Origin of the sequence: Citrobacter sp. C5_2, assembly GCF_014596845.2 — a bacterium.
Lineage (GTDB): Bacteria > Pseudomonadota > Gammaproteobacteria > Enterobacterales > Enterobacteriaceae > Citrobacter > Citrobacter werkmanii.
On the sequence record NZ_CP115032.1, the window covers coordinates 1,671,958 to 1,692,677 of the forward strand.

Here is a 20,720-nt window from a genome sequence, read left to right on the forward strand (position 1 = left end):
GAAAGAAAAAATATCCCCCATATTATCCACAGAGTCATGTTGTGACTAAGTCTGTGGATAAATACTATATGTAGGGGTTGTTTGATAAAATAGACGCTATATGGTGAGTATTCTAGTAGGGATTCTTTTCAGCACAAGAGTTGATTTTGACGTTAAATTGAGGTTGCAAAAGGGTAAGAATCGCTAAGTGCGCGTCTTATAAGGCCTGGCGGGGATGTCAATAATTGAGAAAAAAAATAGAAAATTTGATCGAGTGCTGATTTCTTCATCTAAGGCGAAGAAAGTTCTTATGATCTGGCACAGGATTTGTAGGCCCGATAAGCGAAGCGCCATCAGGCCCTGTTCCTGTCAGCATGCCGAATAGCAGCGTTGGACGCCTTATCCGGCCTACAGGAAGCGGTTAATCAACGCTGGCAGTGGTATGGACCATATAGTTCACATCTACGCCCGGACCGAGTTTAAAGCTGTTGGTGATCGGGTTGTAGTGCAGGCCGGTCATATGACGCTCTTTCAGCACGGTCTGATCTACCCACTGTAATAACTCTGCAGGCTTAATAAATTTTTTCACATCGTGCGTGCCTTTCGGCACCATGCGCAAAATATATTCCGCTCCGACCACGGCCATCAGCCAGGATTTGCCGTTGCGGTTAAGCGTGGAGAAAAACACTTCGCCGCCCGGTTTAACCAGCCTGGCGCAGGCGCTGACCACCGACTGCGGGTCCGGCACGTGCTCCAGCATTTCCATGCAGGTCACCACGTCATACTGGTGCGCATGTTTTTCCGCATGCTCTTCGACGGTTTCCTGGACGTACTCGACCTGGATACCGCTCTCCAGCGCATGCAGTTTTGCTACCTGTAACGGTTCAAAGCCCATATCCAGGCCCGTGACGGTTGCGCCTTCGCGCGCCATACTTTCCGCCAGAATGCCGCCGCCGCAGCCGACGTCGAGTACCTTTTTACCAAACAGGCCGCCTGAGCGCTCCGTGATGTAGCCCAGACGGAGCGGGTTAATGCGGTGCAGTGGCTTAAATTCCCCCTCAAGGTCCCACCAGCGTGACGCGACTGCTTCAAACTTGGCAATTTCTTCATGGTCAACGTTGTGGCTTACCGGGGGTTTTTCGGCATTCATTGGGGCTTCTACTCCTAAATTTGCGATGCAAATGAGTATATCAGCCTGACGGGATGAATAAAGCCTCTGTCAGGGGGAATCCATTTACCTGAATCTGTGCGAATGTGTTATAATTTGCGACCTTTGAATCCGGGATACAGTAGAGGGATAGCGGTTAGATGAGCGACCTTGCGAGAGAAATTACACCGGTCAACATTGAGGAAGAGCTGAAGAGCTCATATCTGGATTATGCGATGTCGGTCATTGTTGGCCGTGCGCTGCCAGACGTCCGAGATGGCCTGAAACCGGTTCACCGTCGCGTACTTTACGCCATGAACGTATTGGGCAACGACTGGAATAAAGCCTATAAAAAATCTGCCCGTGTCGTTGGTGACGTAATCGGTAAATACCACCCTCATGGTGATATCGCCGTTTACGACACCATTGTTCGTATGGCGCAGCCATTCTCCTTGCGTTACATGCTGGTAGATGGTCAGGGTAACTTTGGTTCTGTCGATGGCGACTCCGCAGCGGCGATGCGTTATACGGAAATCCGTATGTCGAAAATCGCCCATGAGCTGATGGCTGACCTGGAAAAAGAAACGGTTGATTTCGTCGATAACTACGACGGCACCGAACAAATTCCTGACGTCATGCCGACCAAAATTCCTAACCTGCTGGTGAACGGTTCGTCCGGTATCGCGGTAGGTATGGCAACCAACATTCCGCCGCACAACCTGACGGAAGTGATCAACGGCTGTCTGGCATACATTGACGATGAAGACATCAGCATTGAAGGGCTGATGGAGCATATTCCGGGTCCGGACTTCCCGACCGCCGCGATCATCAACGGTCGTCGTGGTATCGAAGAAGCCTACCGTACCGGTCGCGGCAAAGTGTACATTCGCGCCCGCGCGGAAGTCGAAGCTGACGCCAAAACCGGCCGTGAAACCATCATCGTCCATGAAATTCCGTATCAGGTGAACAAAGCGCGCCTGATCGAGAAAATCGCCGAGCTGGTAAAAGACAAACGCGTTGAAGGCATCAGCGCGCTGCGTGACGAGTCTGATAAAGACGGTATGCGCATCGTGATTGAAGTGAAACGCGATGCGGTCGGGGAAGTGGTTCTGAACAACCTTTATTCCCAGACCCAACTGCAGGTTTCTTTCGGTATCAACATGGTTGCGCTGCACCATGGTCAGCCGAAGATCATGAACCTGAAAGATATTATTGCCGCGTTTGTACGCCACCGTCGTGAAGTCGTAACGCGCCGTACTATCTTTGAACTGCGTAAAGCCCGCGACCGTGCGCATATCCTTGAAGCGTTGGCGATTGCGTTGGCGAACATTGACCCAATCATTGAACTGATCCGCCGCGCGCCGACCCCGGCAGAAGCGAAAGCTGCGTTGGTTGCGCGTTCGTGGGAGCTGGGTAACGTGTCCGCCATGCTGGAACGTGCCGGTGATGACGCCGCGCGTCCTGAATGGCTGGAGCCGGAATTTGGCGTGCGTGACGGTCAGTACTACCTGACTGAACAGCAGGCTCAGGCGATCCTGGATCTGCGTTTGCAGAAGCTGACCGGCCTTGAGCATGAAAAACTGCTCGACGAATACAAAGAGCTGCTGGAGCAGATCGCTGAACTGCTGCATATTCTGGGTAGCGCAGATCGTCTGATGGAAGTTATCCGTGAAGAGATGGAGCTGATTCGCGAGCAGTTCGGCGACGAACGTCGTACCGAAATCACCGCCAACAGCGCTGACATCAATATCGAAGATCTGATTAGCCAGGAAGATGTTGTCGTGACCTTGTCTCATCAGGGCTACGTGAAATATCAGCCGTTAACCGATTACGAAGCACAGCGTCGTGGCGGTAAAGGCAAATCAGCAGCACGTATTAAAGAAGAAGACTTTATTGACCGCCTGCTGGTGGCCAACACCCATGACACGATCCTTTGCTTCTCCAGCCGTGGTCGTTTGTACTGGATGAAGGTTTATCAGTTGCCGGAAGCCAGCCGTGGCGCGCGTGGACGTCCAATCGTCAACCTGCTGCCATTGGAAGCGAACGAACGTATCACCGCTATTCTGCCGGTACGCGAGTATGAAGAAGGTGTGAACGTCTTTATGGCGACCACCAGCGGTACCGTGAAGAAAACCGCGCTGACCGAGTTCAGCCGTCCGCGTTCCGCCGGTATCATTGCGGTTAACCTGAACGAAGGCGACGAGCTGATTGGCGTTGACCTGACGTCCGGTAGTGACGAAGTCATGCTGTTCTCTGCCGCGGGTAAAGTAGTGCGCTTTAAAGAAGATGCCGTTCGTGCGATGGGTCGTACCGCGACCGGCGTACGCGGTATCAAGCTGGCAGGCGAAGACAAAGTCGTTTCTCTGATTATTCCGCGCGGCGAAGGCGCTATCCTGACCGTGACGCAAAACGGCTACGGTAAGCGTACCGCGGCAGAAGAGTATCCGACCAAGTCTCGTGCGACTCAGGGCGTTATCTCCATCAAAGTGACCGAGCGCAACGGCTCTGTTGTTGGCGCGGTGCAGGTTGAAGATACCGACCAGATCATGATGATCACCGATGCAGGTACGCTGGTACGTACTCGCGTGTCGGAAATCAGCGTAGTAGGGCGTAACACCCAGGGCGTGATCCTCATCCGTACTGCGGAAGATGAAAACGTTGTGGGTCTGCAACGCGTTGCTGAGCCGGTTGATGATGAAGAACTCGACTCCATCGACGGAAGTGCCGCTGAGGGCGACGAGGATATCGCGCCTGAAGCAGAAACCGATGATGATGCAGCGGATGACGCTGACGAGTAATTGAGATGTTATGAAAAGGGCCGGAGAAATCCGGCCCTTTTTTTAATTCATGCGTTCCACAATCATTGCGATTCCCTGACCGCCGCCGATGCACAGCGTGGCAAGCCCAAGCGTTTGATCGCGTGCCTGTAGCGCATGCAGCAGCGTAACCAGAATTCGTGCGCCGCTGGCGCCAATAGGATGTCCCAGCGCAATGGCCCCGCCGTTGACGTTCACCTTTTGCGGATCGAACCCCAGCATTTTGCCGACGGCAAGAAACTGCGCGGCAAATGCCTCGTTGGCTTCGATAAGATCGATATCGGACAGCCGCAACCCGCTCAGCTGTAGCGCTTTTTGCGTGGCCGGAACCGGCCCCATCCCCATCATCGCCGGTGCCACGCCGCCGCTGGCCCAGGCTTTGATCCGCGCCAGCGGTTTCAGCCCTGCCGCCAGTGCCGCAGACTCTTCCATTACCACTAATGCCGCAGCACCGTCGTTGATCCCCGAAGCGTTGCCTGCGGTGACGGTTCCTGTTTTATCAAAGGCCGGGCGTAAGGCGGCGAGCCCTTCCGCCGTTGAGTCAGCTTTGGGAAACTCGTCGCGCTCAAAGATGATGGTTTTTTTACGGGACGACACGCTGACGGGCACGATTTCAGCCTCGAATGCGCCGGACGCGATGGCAGCCACGGCTTTACGTTGCGACTGCAGTGCCAGTTCATCCTGCATTTCGCGGCTGATGCCGTACTCTTTGGCGACATTTTCTGCGGTGATCCCCATGTGGTACCCATGCTCGGCGCAGATTAGGCCGTCGCGCAGAATAACGTCTGACAATTGCCCATCACCAAGACGATATCCCCAGCGGGCCTTTGCGTCTAACAGGTAGGGGGCCTGGCTCATGTTTTCCATCCCTCCCGCCACGATCGCCTGAGCTTGTCCTGCCTTAATTGCGAGGGCGGCAAGCGCTACGCTTTTCAGGCCCGAGCCGCACACTTTGTTGACGGTAAAGCCGCAAACGGTGTCGGACAGGCCGCTTTTTAACAATGCCTGACGCGCCGGATTTTGTCCGAGTCCTGACTGCAACACGTTGCCCATAATCACCTCGTCCACGCGTTGGGGGTCAAGGTGAGCACGCTCAAGGGCGGCTCTAATGACGGTGGCTCCAAGCTCGACGGCACCCGTTGTTGCCAGTGCGCCGTTAAAACTGCCGATTGCGGTACGTGCCGCGCTGACGATGACACAGTTTTTCATTTTTCAGTTCCTTTTAATAAGTTGTTGCCGTCAGAACAGGGTCAATCCAATAACAAAAATGACGCCGGAGAAGAGCAGGGCGGTGATGCAGTACCCCATAATGTCGCGCACGCCCAGCCCGGCGATGGCCAGAGCCGGTAGCGCCCAGAATGGTTGTGCCATGTTCATCCACTGCTCTCCGTAGGCGATGGCCATCACTGATTTGCCAAGATCGGCACCCAGCGCCTGCGCCGCAGGCATGACGAACGGTCCCTGAATAACCCAATGGCCGCCGCCGGACGGCACGGCAAAGTTAATCAGCGCTGAACTGAAGAAGGTCATCAGCGGGAAGGTATCTTTGTTGGCGACGTTAATGAAAAATTCGGTAATAAGCCCACCGAGACCGGAGTGCTCCATCATCAACTGAATACCGGCGTAGAAGGGGAATTGCACCAGAATTCCGGCGGTGCTACGTGCGGCAGCGCTGACGGCGCGCATATAGGCCATCGGTGTTTTATGCAGCAGCAGACCGGCAATCATAAACATCAGGTTGACGGTATTGATGGTGATGTTGAAACCTTTCTCGGCAAAGTAGATGCCCAGATAGGCAATACCTAATGCACCGATGATCAGTGCCAGAATGCGGCTTTCTTCCAGTTTTTCCGACGGCGGCGCGTCTGGTGGCAGCTTCTTCTGAAAATCAGCTTCTTCCAGTAATAGTTTCGGATCGATGCTCACCACATCTGTAGGTTTTGGCGTCATCATGCGCGTGATGAACGGCATTACCACAATCAGCGCCACGGTGATGAAGATATTGAAGCCGGTGAACAGGGTATCCGCGACGGGAATTAATCCCGCTATGTGCTCGACCGGGTTGCCAGGCGTTGCCGCCAACAAAGGCATTGAGCCGGAAAAACCACCGCCCCAGGTCAGGAAGCCGATGTAGGCGCAGGCAATCAGTAACGGATAATCGGAACCCGGTACCCGACGAGCGACTTCGCGGGCGAACATCGCCCCGACCACCAGACCGAATCCCCAGTTGATAACGCAGGCAACCGAACCAAAAAAAGTGACCAGCATTACGCCCTGGGCGGGGGTTTTGGCAGCGGATGCCGCCGTACGCAGCAGGCTTTTCACCGGCCCGGAACTGGCTAACGCATGGCCGGTCACGATGATTAGCGCCATCTGCATACCAAACGCCAGCAGGTTCCAGAAACCATCACCCCAGAATTTCACCATGCTGATGGGCGTCTGTGGCGTTAACCATAGCGCGATGCCGAAGGTCAGCAATGTTAACAACATGGCGAAAATCAGCGGGTCGGGCAGCCAGCGGCTGACCACCCGTGTCATAAAGCGAGCGATGCGGCCAATCATGCGTCACCTCGCAGGATGAGCAGATCGTCGGCAATAGCAAACTGCGCTTCGGTTTTTTCACGCAGCGTGGCGATATCACATCCTTCGACAATTTCAGTTAGCCACATTTTGCCGTCAATAAAGCGGAATACGGCAAGTTCAGTGACCAGCATGTGCACAGCATGCTGCGCGGTGAGCGGCATGGTGCATTGCCGCAGGATTTTCGCTGAGCCGTCTTTCGCGCAATGCTCCATGGCAATAATGACTTTCCGTGCACCGGTTACCAGATCCATAGCGCCCCCCATGCCGGGCACCATCTTGCCGGGAACCACCCAGTTGGCAAGGTTTGCCTGCTCATCGACCTGTAACCCACCCAATACACAGGCATCAACGTGACCGCCGCGAATCAACGCGAATGACATGGCGCTATCAAACATCGCCGCGCCTGGCAAAATACCGCACGGTTGGCCGCCCGCGTTTACCAGATCAGGATGCGCGGTGGTCACCGGGCCCAGTCCCAGAAAACCATTCTCAGATTGCAGCGTAATGTGAATATCTGCAGGCAAGTAGTTGGCTACCATGGTTGGCAGGCCAATACCTAAGTTGACGATATCGCCATCGCGAAGCTCTTGCGCCACCCGGCGCGCAATACGTTGTTTAGCATCCATGATTAGCTCTCCTGTGGAATGACGATATGGTCGATAACGGCGCCGGGGGTAACAATCTGGTCAGGCTGCAGCTCGCCTGTTTCAACCATTTCATCCGGTTCAACCAGCGTGATGTCAGCGGCGAGAGCAATCAGAGGGTTAAAGTTTCGGGCGCTGAGCTGGTAGGTGAGGTTGCCAAGCATGTCAGAGCGATGGGCGCGAATAAGCGCTAAATCGGCGCGCAATGGGCGTTCAAGCAGCCAGGTTTTGCCCTCGAGCGTGATGGTCTGCTTACCATCTTCCACGATGGTGCCAACGCCGGTAGGCGTCAGAAAACCACCAAGACCCGCGCCGCCGCAGCGAATTTGCTCGATCAGGGTACCTTGCGGAACCAACTGTACGTCCATCTCGCCGGCAATCATGCGACGACCAGTTTCCGGGTTGGTGCCAATGTGCGAGGCAATGACTTTGCTCACCCGCCCATTGACGATCAGTGGCCCGATACCGGTATCGACAAATGCAGTATCGTTAGCAATCAGCGTCAGATCTCTGACGCCGGATTCCAGCAGGGCTTCAACCAGGCGAGGCGGTGTGCCAACCCCCATAAAACCACCGACCATGATGGTCATGCCGTCACGAAAGAAGCCTGCAGCGTCTTGTAAGGTAATCAGTTTTGTTTTCATTATGTTTCCCTTTTGCATACTCCATTTTGGGTACGCTCAGGGAAGTGCAAGCAGAATGCCAGGATGCTTTAAAAGACGTATTAATCTTTAGTCGTTTGAATTTATTAATGTATTTTTATATTTCTAACGGGGAGGTAAAGCGAGGGGCTATGCAGAATTTTGCGCAGTGTGCAAAATTCTGCATAGCAAATTTGCGTATCAGGAACCCGAAGGGTCGATGCCGTACTCTTGTAATTTATACATCAGGGCGCGTCGGCTAATCCCCAGCATCAACGCCGTGCGGGTGCGGTTGCCGTCCTGACTGTCGAGGACTTCGAGGATAATGCGTTTTTCCTCACGCTTAATCTCTTCTTTCAGATTGCGCTCCCCGGAGTGAGTCGGTTTTGTCTCTGTCGTGGCGCTCACCGGGTTGCGGAAAGCGTCGGGGAGATCGTCGGCAAAAATTATCGCGCCAGTATTCATAATGACGGCACGTTCGATGACGTTTGACAGTTCACGAATGTTACCCGGCCAGGGCCAGGCGGTGAGCATCGACATTGCCGTCGGGTCGATCTCGATAATATCGCGCTGATTTTCAGCGCTGAATTTTTGTAAAAAGTGGTTGGCGAGTAAGGCAATGTCTTCACGACGCTCGCGTAAGGGAGGCAAAGTTAAATGGATAACGTTGAGCCGGTAAAACAGGTCTTCGCGAAACGTTCCTTCCTTCACCATGGTTTGCAGGCAGCGGTTGGTAGCGGCGACGATACGAATATCAACGCGAATGGTCTGGTGCCCGCCGATGCGTTCAAACTCTCTCTCCTGCAAAATACGCAGCAGTTTGGCTTGTAACACCAGCGGCATCTCACCAATTTCATCAAGCAACAGCGTTCCCTGATGAGCGCGCTCGAACAATCCCTGACGCAACGTCTGTGCCCCGGTAAAAGCGCCTTTTTCGTGACCAAATAGCTCGCTTTCCAGCAGCGACTCCGGCAGAGCCGCGCAGTTAACTTTGATAAATGGGCCATTGGCGCGTTTGCTGTTGTAGTGAATGGCGCGGGCGATCAGCTCTTTTCCTGTGCCGCTTTCACCGCTTATCAGAACATTGGCCTGTGACAGGGCGATTTTCGCTGTGTCTTTACAGATATCCATCATACGCGGACTGTTGGTCAGAATATGCCCCCACTGCCAGCTGGTGCTCAACGCTTTGTGTAGATTGCGGATTTCCTGTTTCATCTCCTGCAGTTGCAATGCGCGTTGAATCACCATGCTAAGCTCGTCGAGATCAAAGGGCTTAATCACGTAATCAAATGCGCCGCTACGTAGCGCTTCTACGGCGGTTTCGACTTCGGCATACGCGGTCATCAGAATGACGGGGATGCGTGGTTGCTGGGCGCGCATCACTTTCAGCGCGTCGATGCCGTCCATCTCCGGCATACGAATATCCATCAGCACGACGTCAGGCTGCGTTTCGCTAAACAGGCTCAGCGCGGCTTTCCCGTCGCTGGCGCAATGCGTTTCATGCCCTTGCAGGGAAAATGCGGTGGCAAGCATACGGCGAACATTTTCTTCATCATCAACGATGAGAATACGGTATGTCGTTTTCATTCTGACGGATTTCCCAGCGGGTTAAGAGGTAAAATCAGGGTAAATATCGCCCCACAGCCAGGCTGGCTGGTTACGTGGATATCCCCCTGATGCGCATTGATGATGCGCTGGCTCAGCGCCAGTCCAAGACCAGTGCCTGATGCTTTCGTCGTAAAAAAGGGATCGAATATTTTCTTCTGAATGGCGAGATCGATACCATTGCCATTATCTTCAATCATCACGGCCTGTTGTGAGGCCGAGTATTGCCAGGTGCGAATGCGAATTTCGCCTCGCGCAGCGATCGCCTGTACTGCATTGATTAAAATGTTGAGGATCACCTGCTTGAGGAGTTCGCGATCGGCGACGATCGGCGGCAGGCTGGGATCTAATTCCGTGGTAAAACCAATCCGTGCCTGAAGGCCGGCGGTTTGCACCAGGATTAGCGTCTCTTCAATCAACGCATTGAGCTGAATCTGCTGCCACTGGCTTTGTCGCGGACGTGAAAAATCTAACAGCTGTTGAATAACTTTATTGATGGAATCAATTTCGTTAAGCACAACAGATAAATACTCCTGATGTTCCGGCAGGGAGGTTTGCTGGCGGATGATCTGGACGTAGCCACGGATTGCGGTCAGCGGGTTTCTCACTTCATGCGCGACCCCGGCCATCAGTTCACCCAGAGTGGCGAGCCTTTCGGTTTGCGCCAACCGACGCTGGGTCTCTTTCCGGGCGGTTAAATCGGAGAAAATAACCAGCGCGCCAATCAGTTCGCCGTGTGCGTTATGGATCCGGCTGGTGGTAACACTTATCTCAATGGTGCGTTCACGTCCCGGAAAGCTAATCTCCTGAGCCACGTGCTCAGTACCGTGCTCGAGGGTATCCAGTACCGGGCTATGAAACTGCGTATTGGCAAACAGCGTCGCATAAGATTGACCCACCAGCTCATGCAGCGAGTAGCCCGTTATCTGCTCTGCCGCCGGGTTCATGGTGGTGACGTCGCCTTGTCTGTCGATGGCGATCACACCATCTGCGGCATTTTCAATAATCAGATCGTTGAGGGTTTTGGTGTCCCGTAGCGTTTGCGCCAGCGCATTAACGCTACGGCTGATTTGTCCCAACTCGCCGGGGAGTTCAGGCAGTCGGGCGGGCGTTTTTTGTGCCAGCGTTGAGAGTCCATCAGTAATAATGTCGATATTCGCGCTGAGTCGGCGTGAAAAATGCACGATCAGCAGCAGGCTAAAGATGAGCCCAGTAACCAGTACGGCAATTATCCTGACGTCCATTCTCCAGGCCTGCTGGCGAATATCTTGGGTTAGTTCATTGGCCCAGATATACCCAATAACCTCTCCCTGGCGCTCTATTGGGATCATGGAGTTGAGTATGTCGCCACGAACCTGTCGCCCTGAATAGACCACTGGCGCATTGCTACTCATCACTTCGCGTCCCGGATGATCGTCGGTGATAGTGATACCTACATTGCTCTGATACAGCGCAGAGGGCGCGTAGGTGATAATGGCATCCAGCGCTTTGTGGTAATACCCTGCGCCAACGCCGGGAAACGCCCGGGTAATTCGCTCGGTAACAGGAGCTAACTCATGATTAAGCGCCCGAATGCGCTCTTCGCGCGGCAGGTTATCGTAGTCGTTAAAGCTGTCGCCCAGCGCATCGTTTAGCAGCGCTATGACTGATGACAGTTTTTTCTCTTTTTCAGATAAGACTGCTGAACGGCCTTCAGTTTCTACGATATAACCTATGGATATCGTCGGAATGATGACCATCAGAATGGCCATCATGATCATTTGGTTGCGTAATCGTCGTGGATATAACCGACGAGCCAGCCATCTCAGGTCGCGCATTCTGACATCCGTGCAGTGTGTTTCAGGCAAACGACGATTATCACGGGTTAAGACAACGGTTTCAGAGCGGTGTATCATATTCCCGTAAAGAGAGGGCATTGCGACGCCGGACATTTACCGCTACCTTAACCACACTCTATTAATGCCCTGAGGCGGAGCTTCGCCCCTTTGAAATACCTTGCTTCCGTTCATTCAACCCTAAAAGTCTCACGCTACCTGTTCAGAGCGTTGGCGCTCCTGATCTGGTGTCTGATCGCTTTTGCTTCTGTGTTCTACATTGTGAACGCGCTGCACCAGAGAGAGTCTGAGATCCATCAGGAACTTAACCTCAGCTCCGATCAGGCCCAGCGTTATATCCAGCGCACATCGGATGTTATTAAAGAGCTGAAATATATTGCCGAGAATCGCTTAACGGCGGAAAACGGCGTGATGTCGCTGCGGGCGCGGGATGACAAAACCGTCGTACCTAATTTTGAGCCGCTGTTTGCCGACTCCGACTGTTCGGTGATGGGCAACGCCTGGCGAGGTTCTCTGGAGTCGCTGGCGTGGTTTATGCGCTACTGGCGCGACAATTTTTCTGCTGCCTATGATTTGAATCGCGTATTCCTGATCGGCAGCGATAATCTCTGTATGGCGAACTTTGGTCTGCGTGAGATGCCCGTCGAACGTGACCAGGCCCTGAAAGCGCTGCATGAGCGCATTATTAAGTATCGCAATGCGCCGCAGGATGAAAACGGTAATAACCTGTTCTGGATTAGCCAGGGGCCGCGTCCTGGAGTGGGCTATTTCTATGCGCTGACGCCGGTTTATCTTGCCAACCGTCTGCAGGCGCTGCTGGGCGTGGAACAACCTATTCGCATGGAGAACTTCTTCACGCCGGGCAGTTTGCCGATGGGGGTGACCATTCTCGATGAAAATGGTCATGCGCTGATTTCGCTCACCGGCCCTGAGGGGAATATTAAGGCTGAACCACGCTGGATGCAGGAGCGTTCCTGGTTTGGCTATACGCCGGGTTTTCGCGATCTGGTGCTGAAGAAAAATCTCCCGCCGTCATCGCTGAGCATTGTGTACTCTGTTCCGGTTGATCTGGTGCTGGAGCGGATCCGCATGATGATCCTGAACGCTATTCTGCTGAATGTGCTGGTCGGCGCGGCATTGTTTATGCTTACGCGTATGTATGAGCGGCGTATTTTTATTCCTGCGGAAAGCGATGCTCAGCGCCTGGAGGAACACGAGCAATTTAACCGTAAAATCGTGGCTTCCGCGCCGGTGGGAATTTGTATTTTGCGCACGCTGGATGGCATTAACATCCTGAGTAATGAACTGGCGCATACCTATCTGAACATGCTGACGCACGAAGACCGGCAACGGTTAACGCAAATCATCTGCGGCCAGCAGGTTAATTTTGTCGATGTGCTGACCAGTAACAATACCAATCTGCAAATCAGCTTTGTGCATTCGCGCTATCGCAATGAAAACGTGGCAATTTGCGTCCTGGTTGACGTCAGCGCGCGCGTTAAAATGGAAGAGTCGTTGCAGGAGATGGCCCAGGCGGCGGAACAGGCGAGTCAGTCCAAATCGATGTTCCTTGCGACAGTGAGCCATGAGCTGCGTACGCCGCTGTATGGCATTATCGGTAACCTCGATTTGTTGCAAACCAAAGAGTTACCCAACGGGGTGGATCGCCTGGTGACGGCGATGAATAACTCTTCCAGCCTGCTGTTGAAAATTATCAGCGATATTCTCGATTTCTCGAAAATTGAATCTGAACAGTTGAAGATTGAACCGCGCGAGTTCTCACCGCGTGAAGTGATGAGCCATATTACGGCAAACTATCTGCCGCTGGTGGTGCGTAAGCAGTTGGGATTGTACTGTTTTATCGACCCGGATGTGCCCGTCGCGTTGAATGGCGATCCTATGCGTTTACAGCAGGTGATCTCCAATCTGCTGAGTAACGCGATCAAGTTTACCGATACCGGCTGCATTGTGCTGCATGTGCAGTGTGACGGTGACTACCTCAGTATCCGTGTGCGTGATACCGGGGTGGGTATCCCCGCCAAAGAAGTGGTCCGTTTGTTCGATCCTTTCTTCCAGGTGGGCACTGGCGTACAGCGTAATTTCCAGGGAACCGGGCTCGGTTTGGCTATCTGTGAAAAACTGATCAGCATGATGGATGGCGACATTTCCGTTGATTCAGAACCGGGAATGGGCAGCCAGTTTACGCTCCGTATTCCTCTTTATGGCGCCCAGTATCCGCAGAAAAAAGGCGTAGAAGGACTGGCTGGCACCCGTTGCTGGCTGGCGGTGCGTAACGCATCGCTGTATCGCTTTGTCGAATCCAGTCTGATGCGTAGCGGGGTGACCGTGCTGCGTTATGAGGGGCAGCGCCCGGATGCTGATGACTTGTTGGTTGCCGACGATGTGCTGGAACAGGCGTGGCAAGGACGTGCCGCGGTGATTTTCTGCCGTCGCCATATTGGGATTCCGTTGGAAAGGGGGCCAGGGGAGTGGGTGCACAGCGTGGCGTCACCGCACGAACTGCCCGCGCTGCTGGCGCATATTTACAGCGTTGATCTGGGGAGTGAAGAACTCTCGACGGCGCTACCCGCTCCGGATAAAGTCGGCGCTACCAACGATGACATGATGATACTGGTGGTCGACGATCATCCTATCAACCGGCGTTTACTGGCCGATCAACTGGGATCGTTGGGATATCAGTGTAAAACGGCGAATGACGGTGTCGATGCCCTCAATGTACTGAGTAAAAACCATATCGACATCGTGCTGAGCGACGTCAACATGCCAAACATGGATGGTTATCGCCTGACTCAGCGCATCCGCCAGTTAGGTTTAACGTTGCCGGTTGTGGGCGTGACGGCAAACGCGCTGGCTGAAGAGAAGCAGCGGTGTCTGGAATCCGGTATGGATAGCTGTCTTTCCAAGCCAGTGACATTAGATGTATTGAAGCAAACGCTGACGGTCTATGCGGAAAGAGTGAGGAAGGCGCGGGTATAAAGATGCCGGATAGCGGGGTTTGCCTTACCAGGCCTACGGAACAAACTGTTCGTAGGCCTGATAAACGCAGTGCCATCAGGCAGTTAATTACTCTTTATCTGAAGGACTCAGCGTCACGGAAGAGAGGTAATTCAACAGCGCGATATCGTTTTCCACACCGAGTTTCATCATCGCCGATTTTTTCTGGCTGCTGATGGTTTTAATACTGCGGTTGAGCTTTTTGGCAATTTCAGTCACCAGGAAACCTTCGGCAAACAGGCGCAGAACTTCGCTCTCTTTCGGTGACAGGCGTTTGTCGCCATAGCCACTGGCGCTGATTTTTTCCAGCAGCCGAGAAACGCTTTCCGGAGTAAATTTCTTCCCCTTTTGCAGCGCGGCCAGCGCTTTCGGCAGGTCTGTTGGCGCGCCTTGCTTCAGGACAATCCCTTCAATATCGAGATCCAGCACCGCGCTCAGGATAGCCGGGTTATTGTTCATGGTCAGTACAATAATCGACAGGCTCGGGAAATGGCGCTTGATGTATTTTATTAACGTGATCCCATCACCGTATTTATCTCCTGGCATGGAGAGGTCGGTAATCAACACATGAGCATCTAACTTAGGCAAATTGTTGATCAGTGCTGTGGAGTCTTCAAATTCGCCGACAACATTAACCCACTCGATCTGTTCAAGTGATTTACGAATACCGAACAGTACAATCGGGTGGTCATCGGCAATAATTACGTTCATAGTGTTCATGTATTGGGCTACCTTGCTACAGCAAGCTCTTGACGTATGCGTCAATGTCGCTGATGTATTTTTCTATACCTGGAGCATCTTTCTCTTGAATAAGATGTTCCAGCGCTTCACATAACTGCTTGCCGGGTACCAGATTAAGCATGGCAAACACGCCTTTCAGGCGATGAGCCGTTTGGGCTAACGCAGCGAAATCACTGATTGCTGCCTCAGTATACAACCTCTTAACATCATCCGGTACTGTGTCTACAAAGAGTGCATAGTAACCGCTGGCATGAAGTTCGGCGTTTGCATCTCCGCCGAGGGGGAGCTCCTGGAGCTCTTCTTGTGCCAACTGCTCTTCTATCAGCTCGAGGACAGCTTCCTGCATAGCATTGCTCATATTAAAGTTGACGCGCAGCTGACCGGGGCCAATTTTCCGTACGCCAGACTCATCATCGCTTAAAAGCAAGCCCGAGGCAGTAAGATTAGACGGATTATCTGTTAAAAAGAGATCATATTCTTGACTATTCAACCGTTCGTCGGGCGTGATGCAGGTTGCCCCCCAGTTTTCCAGTTGACGTAATACAATGCTCCGTACGTCATTAGACGTCACATCAACCATCACGCAGACGTCATCTAACAGGCGCTCTTCACTATCAGCATGTTGATCGTGCAGTGGCATTTTAACATGGACTATATAACGTGTTCCAAGCTCTTCCCGCGCTTTAATGTTCAGGTGTCCGCCCAGCTTACGGGCTAACTGATCGCACAGCCAAAACGTTAATGGGTTGGCTTTGCCATAACGATCGCCTTGTGTGTCATTAATGAACGGGAAATGCAGGTTATCAACTTCCTGTAACGTGACGCCTTCCCCGGTATCCAGAATGCGGAAGGTCAGACGTTCAGCTTCCGATTCATCCTGATCGACCTCCAGTGTGATTTTACCAATCTGCGTGGTGGTTACCGCATATTGAATCAGCAGCAGCAAAATACGACGCAGGGCATCGCGGTCGCCACGGCGTTCGTCATGAGCGCTAAGGTGATTTTTAATAAGTAGCTGCAGCCCTTTACGCTTAATGGCCGGCAACACCTCCGGGACCACGTCGTCAATCAACGCCTGCACGGAAAACAGCGTCGATTCACCTTTCCAGGCGTCGCTTTCCAGCAAGTTAGCCAACTGGATTTCATCCACCATGCGAACCAGAACGTCGGCCTGATTGGCCAGTTTTTGGCTGTCGGGGGTATTGAGCGCGGCGGCATTAGCAGCCAGTGTTTTAGCCGGGTCCTTCAGCGCATTACCAATATTCTGCATAAAGGCCGCGCGGGCCTGCTGGTTTTTCTCATACAGCCGCTGCGCTTGCTTCAACTTCTTATTAACCAGTACTTCACGGTCCTGGTCACGAATGATAAAGATCTGCGTTCGCGATGAGATCTGGCTGCGAAACAGCCTGATTTCATACAGTTCATTATTGATAGTGGCCTGAATGACGCCCTGATGTTGTTCCGCCATACTGGTAATATTTTGCAGATTTAAATGCGGCAGCAGGTGGTCGGCAATTTTATTGCTAATTACCGTGCGGTTGGCTTCTTGATCGTGCACCAGCAATCCCAGCGGCAGCAGGGAAACAATCTCTTCATTGATCGCACGCAGGATCCGCAGTTCATTATTTGCCGCATGATTTGGCGCCACTTCGGTTGAACGGGCAGGGAGGTGACGAAAGGTGGTATAACCAAACAGCGCCAGGGCCAGCAACGCGATGTTCAGTAACAGCGGCAGCAGAATGTTTTGCAGCGTATCGAGTAGCAATGAGCCAAATGGAACCTGCCAGACCAGCCGCATATCCGTCGTGTCCAGCGCCGATGAGATCTCAATTTTACTGTTGTTGAAGCTAATACTGACGCTGTCAGGCGACTCTTTTTCATTGACGTGTTCAGTCGTTGAGCTGGCATCAGGGACCAGATGGAAACTGTCCAGCGGCATGCCGGCAGGGATCAGGTCATTAATCGGCAGGTCAAAGGCGACAACCGTTGCCAGATGTCCCGGCTGATTAAAGGTCGTGCGCAGCGTGAAGTAATGTCCGTTTTGCCAGACCAGACGGCGCAACGACGAGAAGCTTTCGCGCTCATCCAGCGCATTGGCCTGCTGCAACATTTCAGCGCGCCGGGAGTCGACAATATTACCGATCGTCGATTCCTTAAAGCCGGAAGTCAGATCTTTTAGCGGCAATGTTGAGATAAGGATCAGGCTATTGTCCTGACCATTAAGGTAATACATTGACCATGGAATATTTTCCGCGCCCCACAGCGTATCCAGATAGGTTGAGATTCGTTGGGTCATCTCCAGCGTAGAGCTGTCATGCGAGCCGAAAATCAGCGCCTCGGTTTTTCTGCGAGGTTTTTCAAGATAGTAGACATCTTGTTTCAGGCGAGTTTCCTGCAGCCCTTCTGCGCCAGGCGAGCTCGGCGTGGCGGCAATATTGTCATAAATTTGCCAGGTCACGTATCGCCAGGTATCGACCCTTTTATGAATGGCATGGGTGATATCGACAATCTGATAGCTCTTATCCTTTAGCCAGGTATTGACGGCGCTCTGGACCATGACGCCCATCATCACCAACAGCACCACGATCAGTAATAAGAAGTAACGGGTAATATTTCCCGGTAGTAGGGAGAATCGGGTAGAAGCCGTTGTGTCAGACTGACTCATTCGTGTTTATGACCTGTTAAACGACGCGAAAGTTGAAGGGGCAGTATAAAGGGTAATGTATGAATTGCCATACCTGGACCATGCCACAGAGTTTGCATTGTCTACGTCACATTTTGCTGCAACCCTTGATGGTGCAAAGGTGTACAGCGGATAATAACGGGTACAAATATTTTGTAGTGAATGTATACATTTAGCATTAAATAACAAGAAATTAATAATAAGGTTTATTTCTGATCTCGACGTGACGGGGTGATTAATAGACGTGATAGTTTTTCATCGGTAGCACAGAGCAGTCAGCTTTGTGTAAAGAAGAGTAAAAAAAAACCGAACGCAGAGCATTCGGTTGAAATAGGGGTAAACAGACATTCATGAATGAATGACGGTAATAAATAAAGTTAATGATGATAGCGAGTCTATTTTAGTTGCGAGTGAAGATTTTTTTTTATCATTCAGTGCTATGGTTGCCATTTGTTTAATTTATTGATTTATATATATTTTATAATGATTCTTGACTATTTGTGCTTATTCTCTCCATTTTCTTAATTAAAAAAAGTTCCCTTTTGTTAATATTTTGAAACATCTACATAGATAAATGAAACATCTTTAAAGTATTAGTATCATATTCGTGTTGGATTATTCTGTGTTTTTGCGGAGAATGAAGTTGCCGACTGGTTAATGAGGGTTAGCCAGTGAGCAGTGGCATAAAAAAGCAATAAAGGCATATAACAGAGGGTTAATAACATGAAAGTTAAAGTACTGTCCCTCCTGGTACCGGCTCTGCTGGTAGCAGGCGCAGCAAATGCGGCTGAAATTTACAACAAAGACGGCAACAAATTAGACCTGTACGGTAAAGTCGATGGTCTGCACTATTTCTCTGATGACTCTACTAAAGATGGCGATCAGACCTATATGCGTATCGGCTTCAAAGGCGAAACCCAGGTTAACGACCAACTGACCGGTTATGGCCAGTGGGAATACCAGATCATGGGTAACTCCTCTGAAAACGAAAACAACGCCTGGACCCGTGTGGCGTTTGCTGGTCTGAAGTTCGCTGATGCAGGTTCTTTCGACTACGGTCGTAACTACGGCGTGGTTTACGACGTAACGTCCTGGACCGACGTTCTGCCGGAATTCGGCGGCGACACTTACACTTCTGACAACTTCATGCAGCAGCGTGGTAACGGCTTCGCGACCTACCGTAACACCGACTTCTTCGGTCTGGTTGATGGCCTGAACTTTGCCATTCAGTACCAGGGTAAAAACGGTAGCCCGGAAGGTGAAGGTATGACGGGGGTGACCGGCAACGGTCGTGATGCACTGAATCAGAACGGCGACGGCGTTGGCGGATCTATCACTTATGATATCGGTGAAGGTTTCTCCCTGGGTACTGCAGTCACCAGCTCTAAACGTACTGACGAGCAGAACAAGCTGAACTTCGGTACTGGCGATCGTGCTGAAACTTACACTGGTGGTCTGAAATACGACGCGAACAACGTGTACCTGGCAGCACAGTACACCCAGACCTACAACGCAACGCGTGCGGGTAACCTGGGCTGGGCTAACAAAGCGCAGAACTTCGAAGCTGTTGCGCAGTACCAGTTCGACTTCGGTCTGCGTCCGTCCGTGGCTTACCTGCAGTCTAAAGGTAAAGACCTGAACAATGGTTACGGTGACCAGGACATCGTGAAATATGTTGATGTTGGCGCAACCTACTACTTCAACAAAAACATGTCCACCTATGTTGATTACAAAATCAACCTGCTGGATGACAACCAGTTCACCCGTGATGCTGGCATCTCTACCGATGATATCGTAGCACTGGGCCTGGTTTACCAGTTCTAATCTGCGTTCATGTTGTTAAAAGGCCCTGCGGGGCCTTTTTTAATGCTATTTTTTCGCCGTACAAACAACGATTTTTGGTGTACTCTTGCGCCCGTTCGCATGAGGATAATTACGTATGGAAATGAATTTTTATCGCGCAGCGCTAATAGCTGTGACGATCTTTTTTGTCGGGTGCGATGAGGCCCCGAAACCGGCTCAGGCCACACAATCCGCCACCGTTCTGGAAGGTAAAACGATGGGCACTTTCTGGCGGGTCAGCGCGGTGGGCGTGGATGCCAAACGCGCCAGGGAGTTGCAGGCGAAGATCCAGACTCAGCTTGATGCTGACGATCAGCTTCTTTCAACCTATAAAAATGATTCTGCCCTGATGCGCTTTAATCTGTCGAAAAGCTTGTCGCCGTGGCCGGTCAATGACGCTATGGCGGATATCGTCACGTCGGCGCTGAGAATTGGCGCGAAAACCGATGGGGCGATGGATATCACCGTGGGACCGTTGGTCAACCTGTGGGGTTTCGGTCCGGATCAGCAACCCGTGCACATTCCCACTCAGGCGCAAATTGACGCCGCAAAAGCGCAAACCGGACTTTCACATTTGAAAGTGATTAATGAGGCTCATCGGGATTACCTGCAAAAAGACTTGCCGGATCTGTATGTGGATCTGTCTACCGTTGGTGAAGGTTATGCCGCCGATCATCTGGCGCGACTGATGGAGCAAGAGGGGATCGCCCGTTATCTGGTTTCCGTTGGCGGTGCGCTAAACAGTCGTGGTATGAATGCGGAAGGCCATCCATGGCGGGTGGCGATCCAGAAACCCACCGATCGAGAAAACGCGGTGCAAGCGGTTGTCGACATTAACGGGCACGGCATCAGCACCTCCGGTAGCTACCGTAACTATTACGAGCTGGACGGTAAACGCCTGTCGCATGTTATCGATCCGCAAACCGGTCGTCCGATCGAACATAATCTGGTGTCTGTGACGGTGATAGCGCCTACGGCGCTGGAGGCTGACGGCTGGGATACCGGTTTGATGGTGCTCGGCCCGGAAAAGGCCAAAGAAGTGGTGCGTCGTGAAGGGCTGGCGGTGTATATGATTGTGAAAGAGGGGCAGGGGTTTAAAACCTGGATGTCGCCGCAGTTTAAAAGCTTTCTGCTCAGCGATAAAAATTAAAAAGCAAGATTGCGGGTTTTTATACCTGGCTATCAGGAC

At 52.2% G+C, this 20,720-nt stretch carries 13 protein-coding genes; 4 read left to right on the forward strand and 9 right to left on the reverse strand.

From position 1 onward, the window contains the following. Positions 1–400: 400 nt before the first annotated feature. Positions 401–1,129 (reverse strand): bifunctional 2-polyprenyl-6-hydroxyphenol methylase/3-demethylubiquinol 3-O-methyltransferase UbiG, encoded by a 729-nt coding sequence (gene ubiG / locus ICA20_RS08020; protein WP_038642230.1) that lies wholly within the window; start codon positions 1,127–1,129, stop codon positions 401–403. 158 nt (positions 1,130–1,287) lie between these two features. Between ubiG and gyrA the strand changes: the two genes are divergently transcribed. After that, complete coding sequence (gene gyrA, locus ICA20_RS08025) at positions 1,288–3,924, forward strand: DNA topoisomerase (ATP-hydrolyzing) subunit A (protein WP_038642228.1); 2,637 nt, start codon at positions 1,288–1,290, stop codon at positions 3,922–3,924. Positions 3,925–3,966: 42 nt separating this feature from the next. On the opposite strand, the gene ICA20_RS08030 is transcribed toward gyrA, so the two are convergent. From ICA20_RS08030 to atoS, 6 genes are all read right to left on the reverse strand, one after another. Further along, a complete protein-coding gene (locus ICA20_RS08030) occupies positions 3,967–5,151 on the reverse strand; it encodes an acetyl-CoA C-acetyltransferase (protein ID WP_038642226.1) in 1,185 nt (394 codons plus the stop codon). 30 nt (positions 5,152–5,181) lie between these two features. Further along, positions 5,182–6,504 carry a TIGR00366 family protein gene (locus ICA20_RS08035; protein ID WP_038642224.1) on the reverse strand — a complete coding sequence of 441 codons (1,323 nt, stop codon included), beginning with the start codon at positions 6,502–6,504 and terminating at the stop codon, positions 5,182–5,184. Next, positions 6,501–7,151 (reverse strand): 3-oxoacid CoA-transferase subunit B, encoded by a 651-nt coding sequence (locus tag ICA20_RS08040; RefSeq protein ID WP_038642222.1) that lies wholly within the window; start codon positions 7,149–7,151, stop codon positions 6,501–6,503. The genes ICA20_RS08035 and ICA20_RS08040 overlap by 4 nt, the downstream gene beginning before the upstream one ends. A 2-nt stretch (positions 7,152–7,153) precedes the next feature. Continuing rightward, entirely contained in the window at positions 7,154–7,813 is a 660-nt protein-coding gene (gene atoD / locus ICA20_RS08045) for an acetate CoA-transferase subunit alpha (RefSeq protein WP_038642220.1), read from the reverse strand. 198 nt (positions 7,814–8,011) lie between these two features. Further along, complete coding sequence (atoC, locus tag ICA20_RS08050) at positions 8,012–9,397, reverse strand: acetoacetate metabolism transcriptional regulator AtoC (protein ID WP_038642218.1); 1,386 nt, start codon at positions 9,395–9,397, stop codon at positions 8,012–8,014. Continuing rightward, positions 9,394–11,232 carry a two-component system sensor histidine kinase AtoS gene (gene atoS / locus ICA20_RS08055; protein WP_038643273.1) on the reverse strand — a complete coding sequence of 613 codons (1,839 nt, stop codon included), beginning with the start codon at positions 11,230–11,232 and terminating at the stop codon, positions 9,394–9,396. The genes atoC and atoS overlap by 4 nt, the downstream gene beginning before the upstream one ends. 168 nt (positions 11,233–11,400) lie before the next feature. Here atoS and rcsC point away from each other — a divergent pair, with 168 nt between their 5' ends. Then, positions 11,401–14,247: a two-component system sensor histidine kinase RcsC gene (gene rcsC, locus ICA20_RS08060; protein WP_038642216.1), complete on the forward strand. Its 2,847-nt coding sequence runs from the start codon at positions 11,401–11,403 to the stop codon at positions 14,245–14,247. An 87-nt stretch (positions 14,248–14,334) separates the two neighbouring features. Here the strand turns inward: rcsC and rcsB are convergent, their stop codons facing one another. Beyond that, positions 14,335–14,985, reverse strand: a complete 651-nt coding sequence (rcsB, locus tag ICA20_RS08065) for a response regulator transcription factor RcsB (protein WP_003027592.1) — start codon at positions 14,983–14,985, stop codon at positions 14,335–14,337. Positions 14,986–15,001: 16 nt separating this feature from the next. Next, positions 15,002–17,671: a phosphotransferase RcsD gene (gene rcsD, locus ICA20_RS08070; RefSeq protein ID WP_038642214.1), complete on the reverse strand. Its 2,670-nt coding sequence runs from the start codon at positions 17,669–17,671 to the stop codon at positions 15,002–15,004. Between the two features lie 741 nt (positions 17,672–18,412). Here rcsD and ICA20_RS08075 point away from each other — a divergent pair. Both ICA20_RS08075 and apbE read left to right on the forward strand, forming a co-directional pair. Continuing rightward, positions 18,413–19,513 (forward strand): porin OmpC, encoded by a 1,101-nt coding sequence (locus tag ICA20_RS08075; protein ID WP_038642212.1) that lies wholly within the window; start codon positions 18,413–18,415, stop codon positions 19,511–19,513. Between the two features lie 115 nt (positions 19,514–19,628). Further along, on the forward strand, positions 19,629–20,681 hold the full coding sequence (gene apbE, locus ICA20_RS08080; protein WP_038642210.1) for an FAD:protein FMN transferase ApbE: 1,053 nt from the start codon (positions 19,629–19,631) through the stop codon (positions 20,679–20,681). The last annotated feature ends 39 nt before the right edge of the window (positions 20,682–20,720 follow it).

Excerpts from the sequence above, each read along its gene's own strand:
- ubiG (WP_038642230.1), bottom strand. The coding sequence starts at position 1,129 with ATGAATGCCGAAAAACCCCCGGTAAGCCACAACGTTGACCATGAAGAA.
- gyrA (WP_038642228.1), top strand. The coding sequence starts at position 1,288 with ATGAGCGACCTTGCGAGAGAAATTACACCGGTCAACATTGAGGAAGAG.
- ICA20_RS08030 (WP_038642226.1), bottom strand. The coding sequence starts at position 5,151 with ATGAAAAACTGTGTCATCGTCAGCGCGGCACGTACCGCAATCGGCAGT.
- ICA20_RS08035 (WP_038642224.1), bottom strand. The coding sequence starts at position 6,504 with ATGATTGGCCGCATCGCTCGCTTTATGACACGGGTGGTCAGCCGCTGG.
- ICA20_RS08040 (WP_038642222.1), bottom strand. The coding sequence starts at position 7,151 with ATGGATGCTAAACAACGTATTGCGCGCCGGGTGGCGCAAGAGCTTCGC.
- atoD (WP_038642220.1), bottom strand. The coding sequence starts at position 7,813 with ATGAAAACAAAACTGATTACCTTACAAGACGCTGCAGGCTTCTTTCGT.
- atoC (WP_038642218.1), bottom strand. The coding sequence starts at position 9,397 with ATGAAAACGACATACCGTATTCTCATCGTTGATGATGAAGAAAATGTT.
- atoS (WP_038643273.1), bottom strand. The coding sequence starts at position 11,232 with ATGCGCGACCTGAGATGGCTGGCTCGTCGGTTATATCCACGACGATTA.
- rcsB (WP_003027592.1), bottom strand. The coding sequence starts at position 14,985 with ATGAACACTATGAACGTAATTATTGCCGATGACCACCCGATTGTACTG.
- rcsD (WP_038642214.1), bottom strand. The coding sequence starts at position 17,671 with ATGAGTCAGTCTGACACAACGGCTTCTACCCGATTCTCCCTACTACCG.
- ICA20_RS08075 (WP_038642212.1), top strand. The coding sequence starts at position 18,413 with ATGAAAGTTAAAGTACTGTCCCTCCTGGTACCGGCTCTGCTGGTAGCA.
- apbE (WP_038642210.1), top strand. The coding sequence starts at position 19,629 with ATGGAAATGAATTTTTATCGCGCAGCGCTAATAGCTGTGACGATCTTT.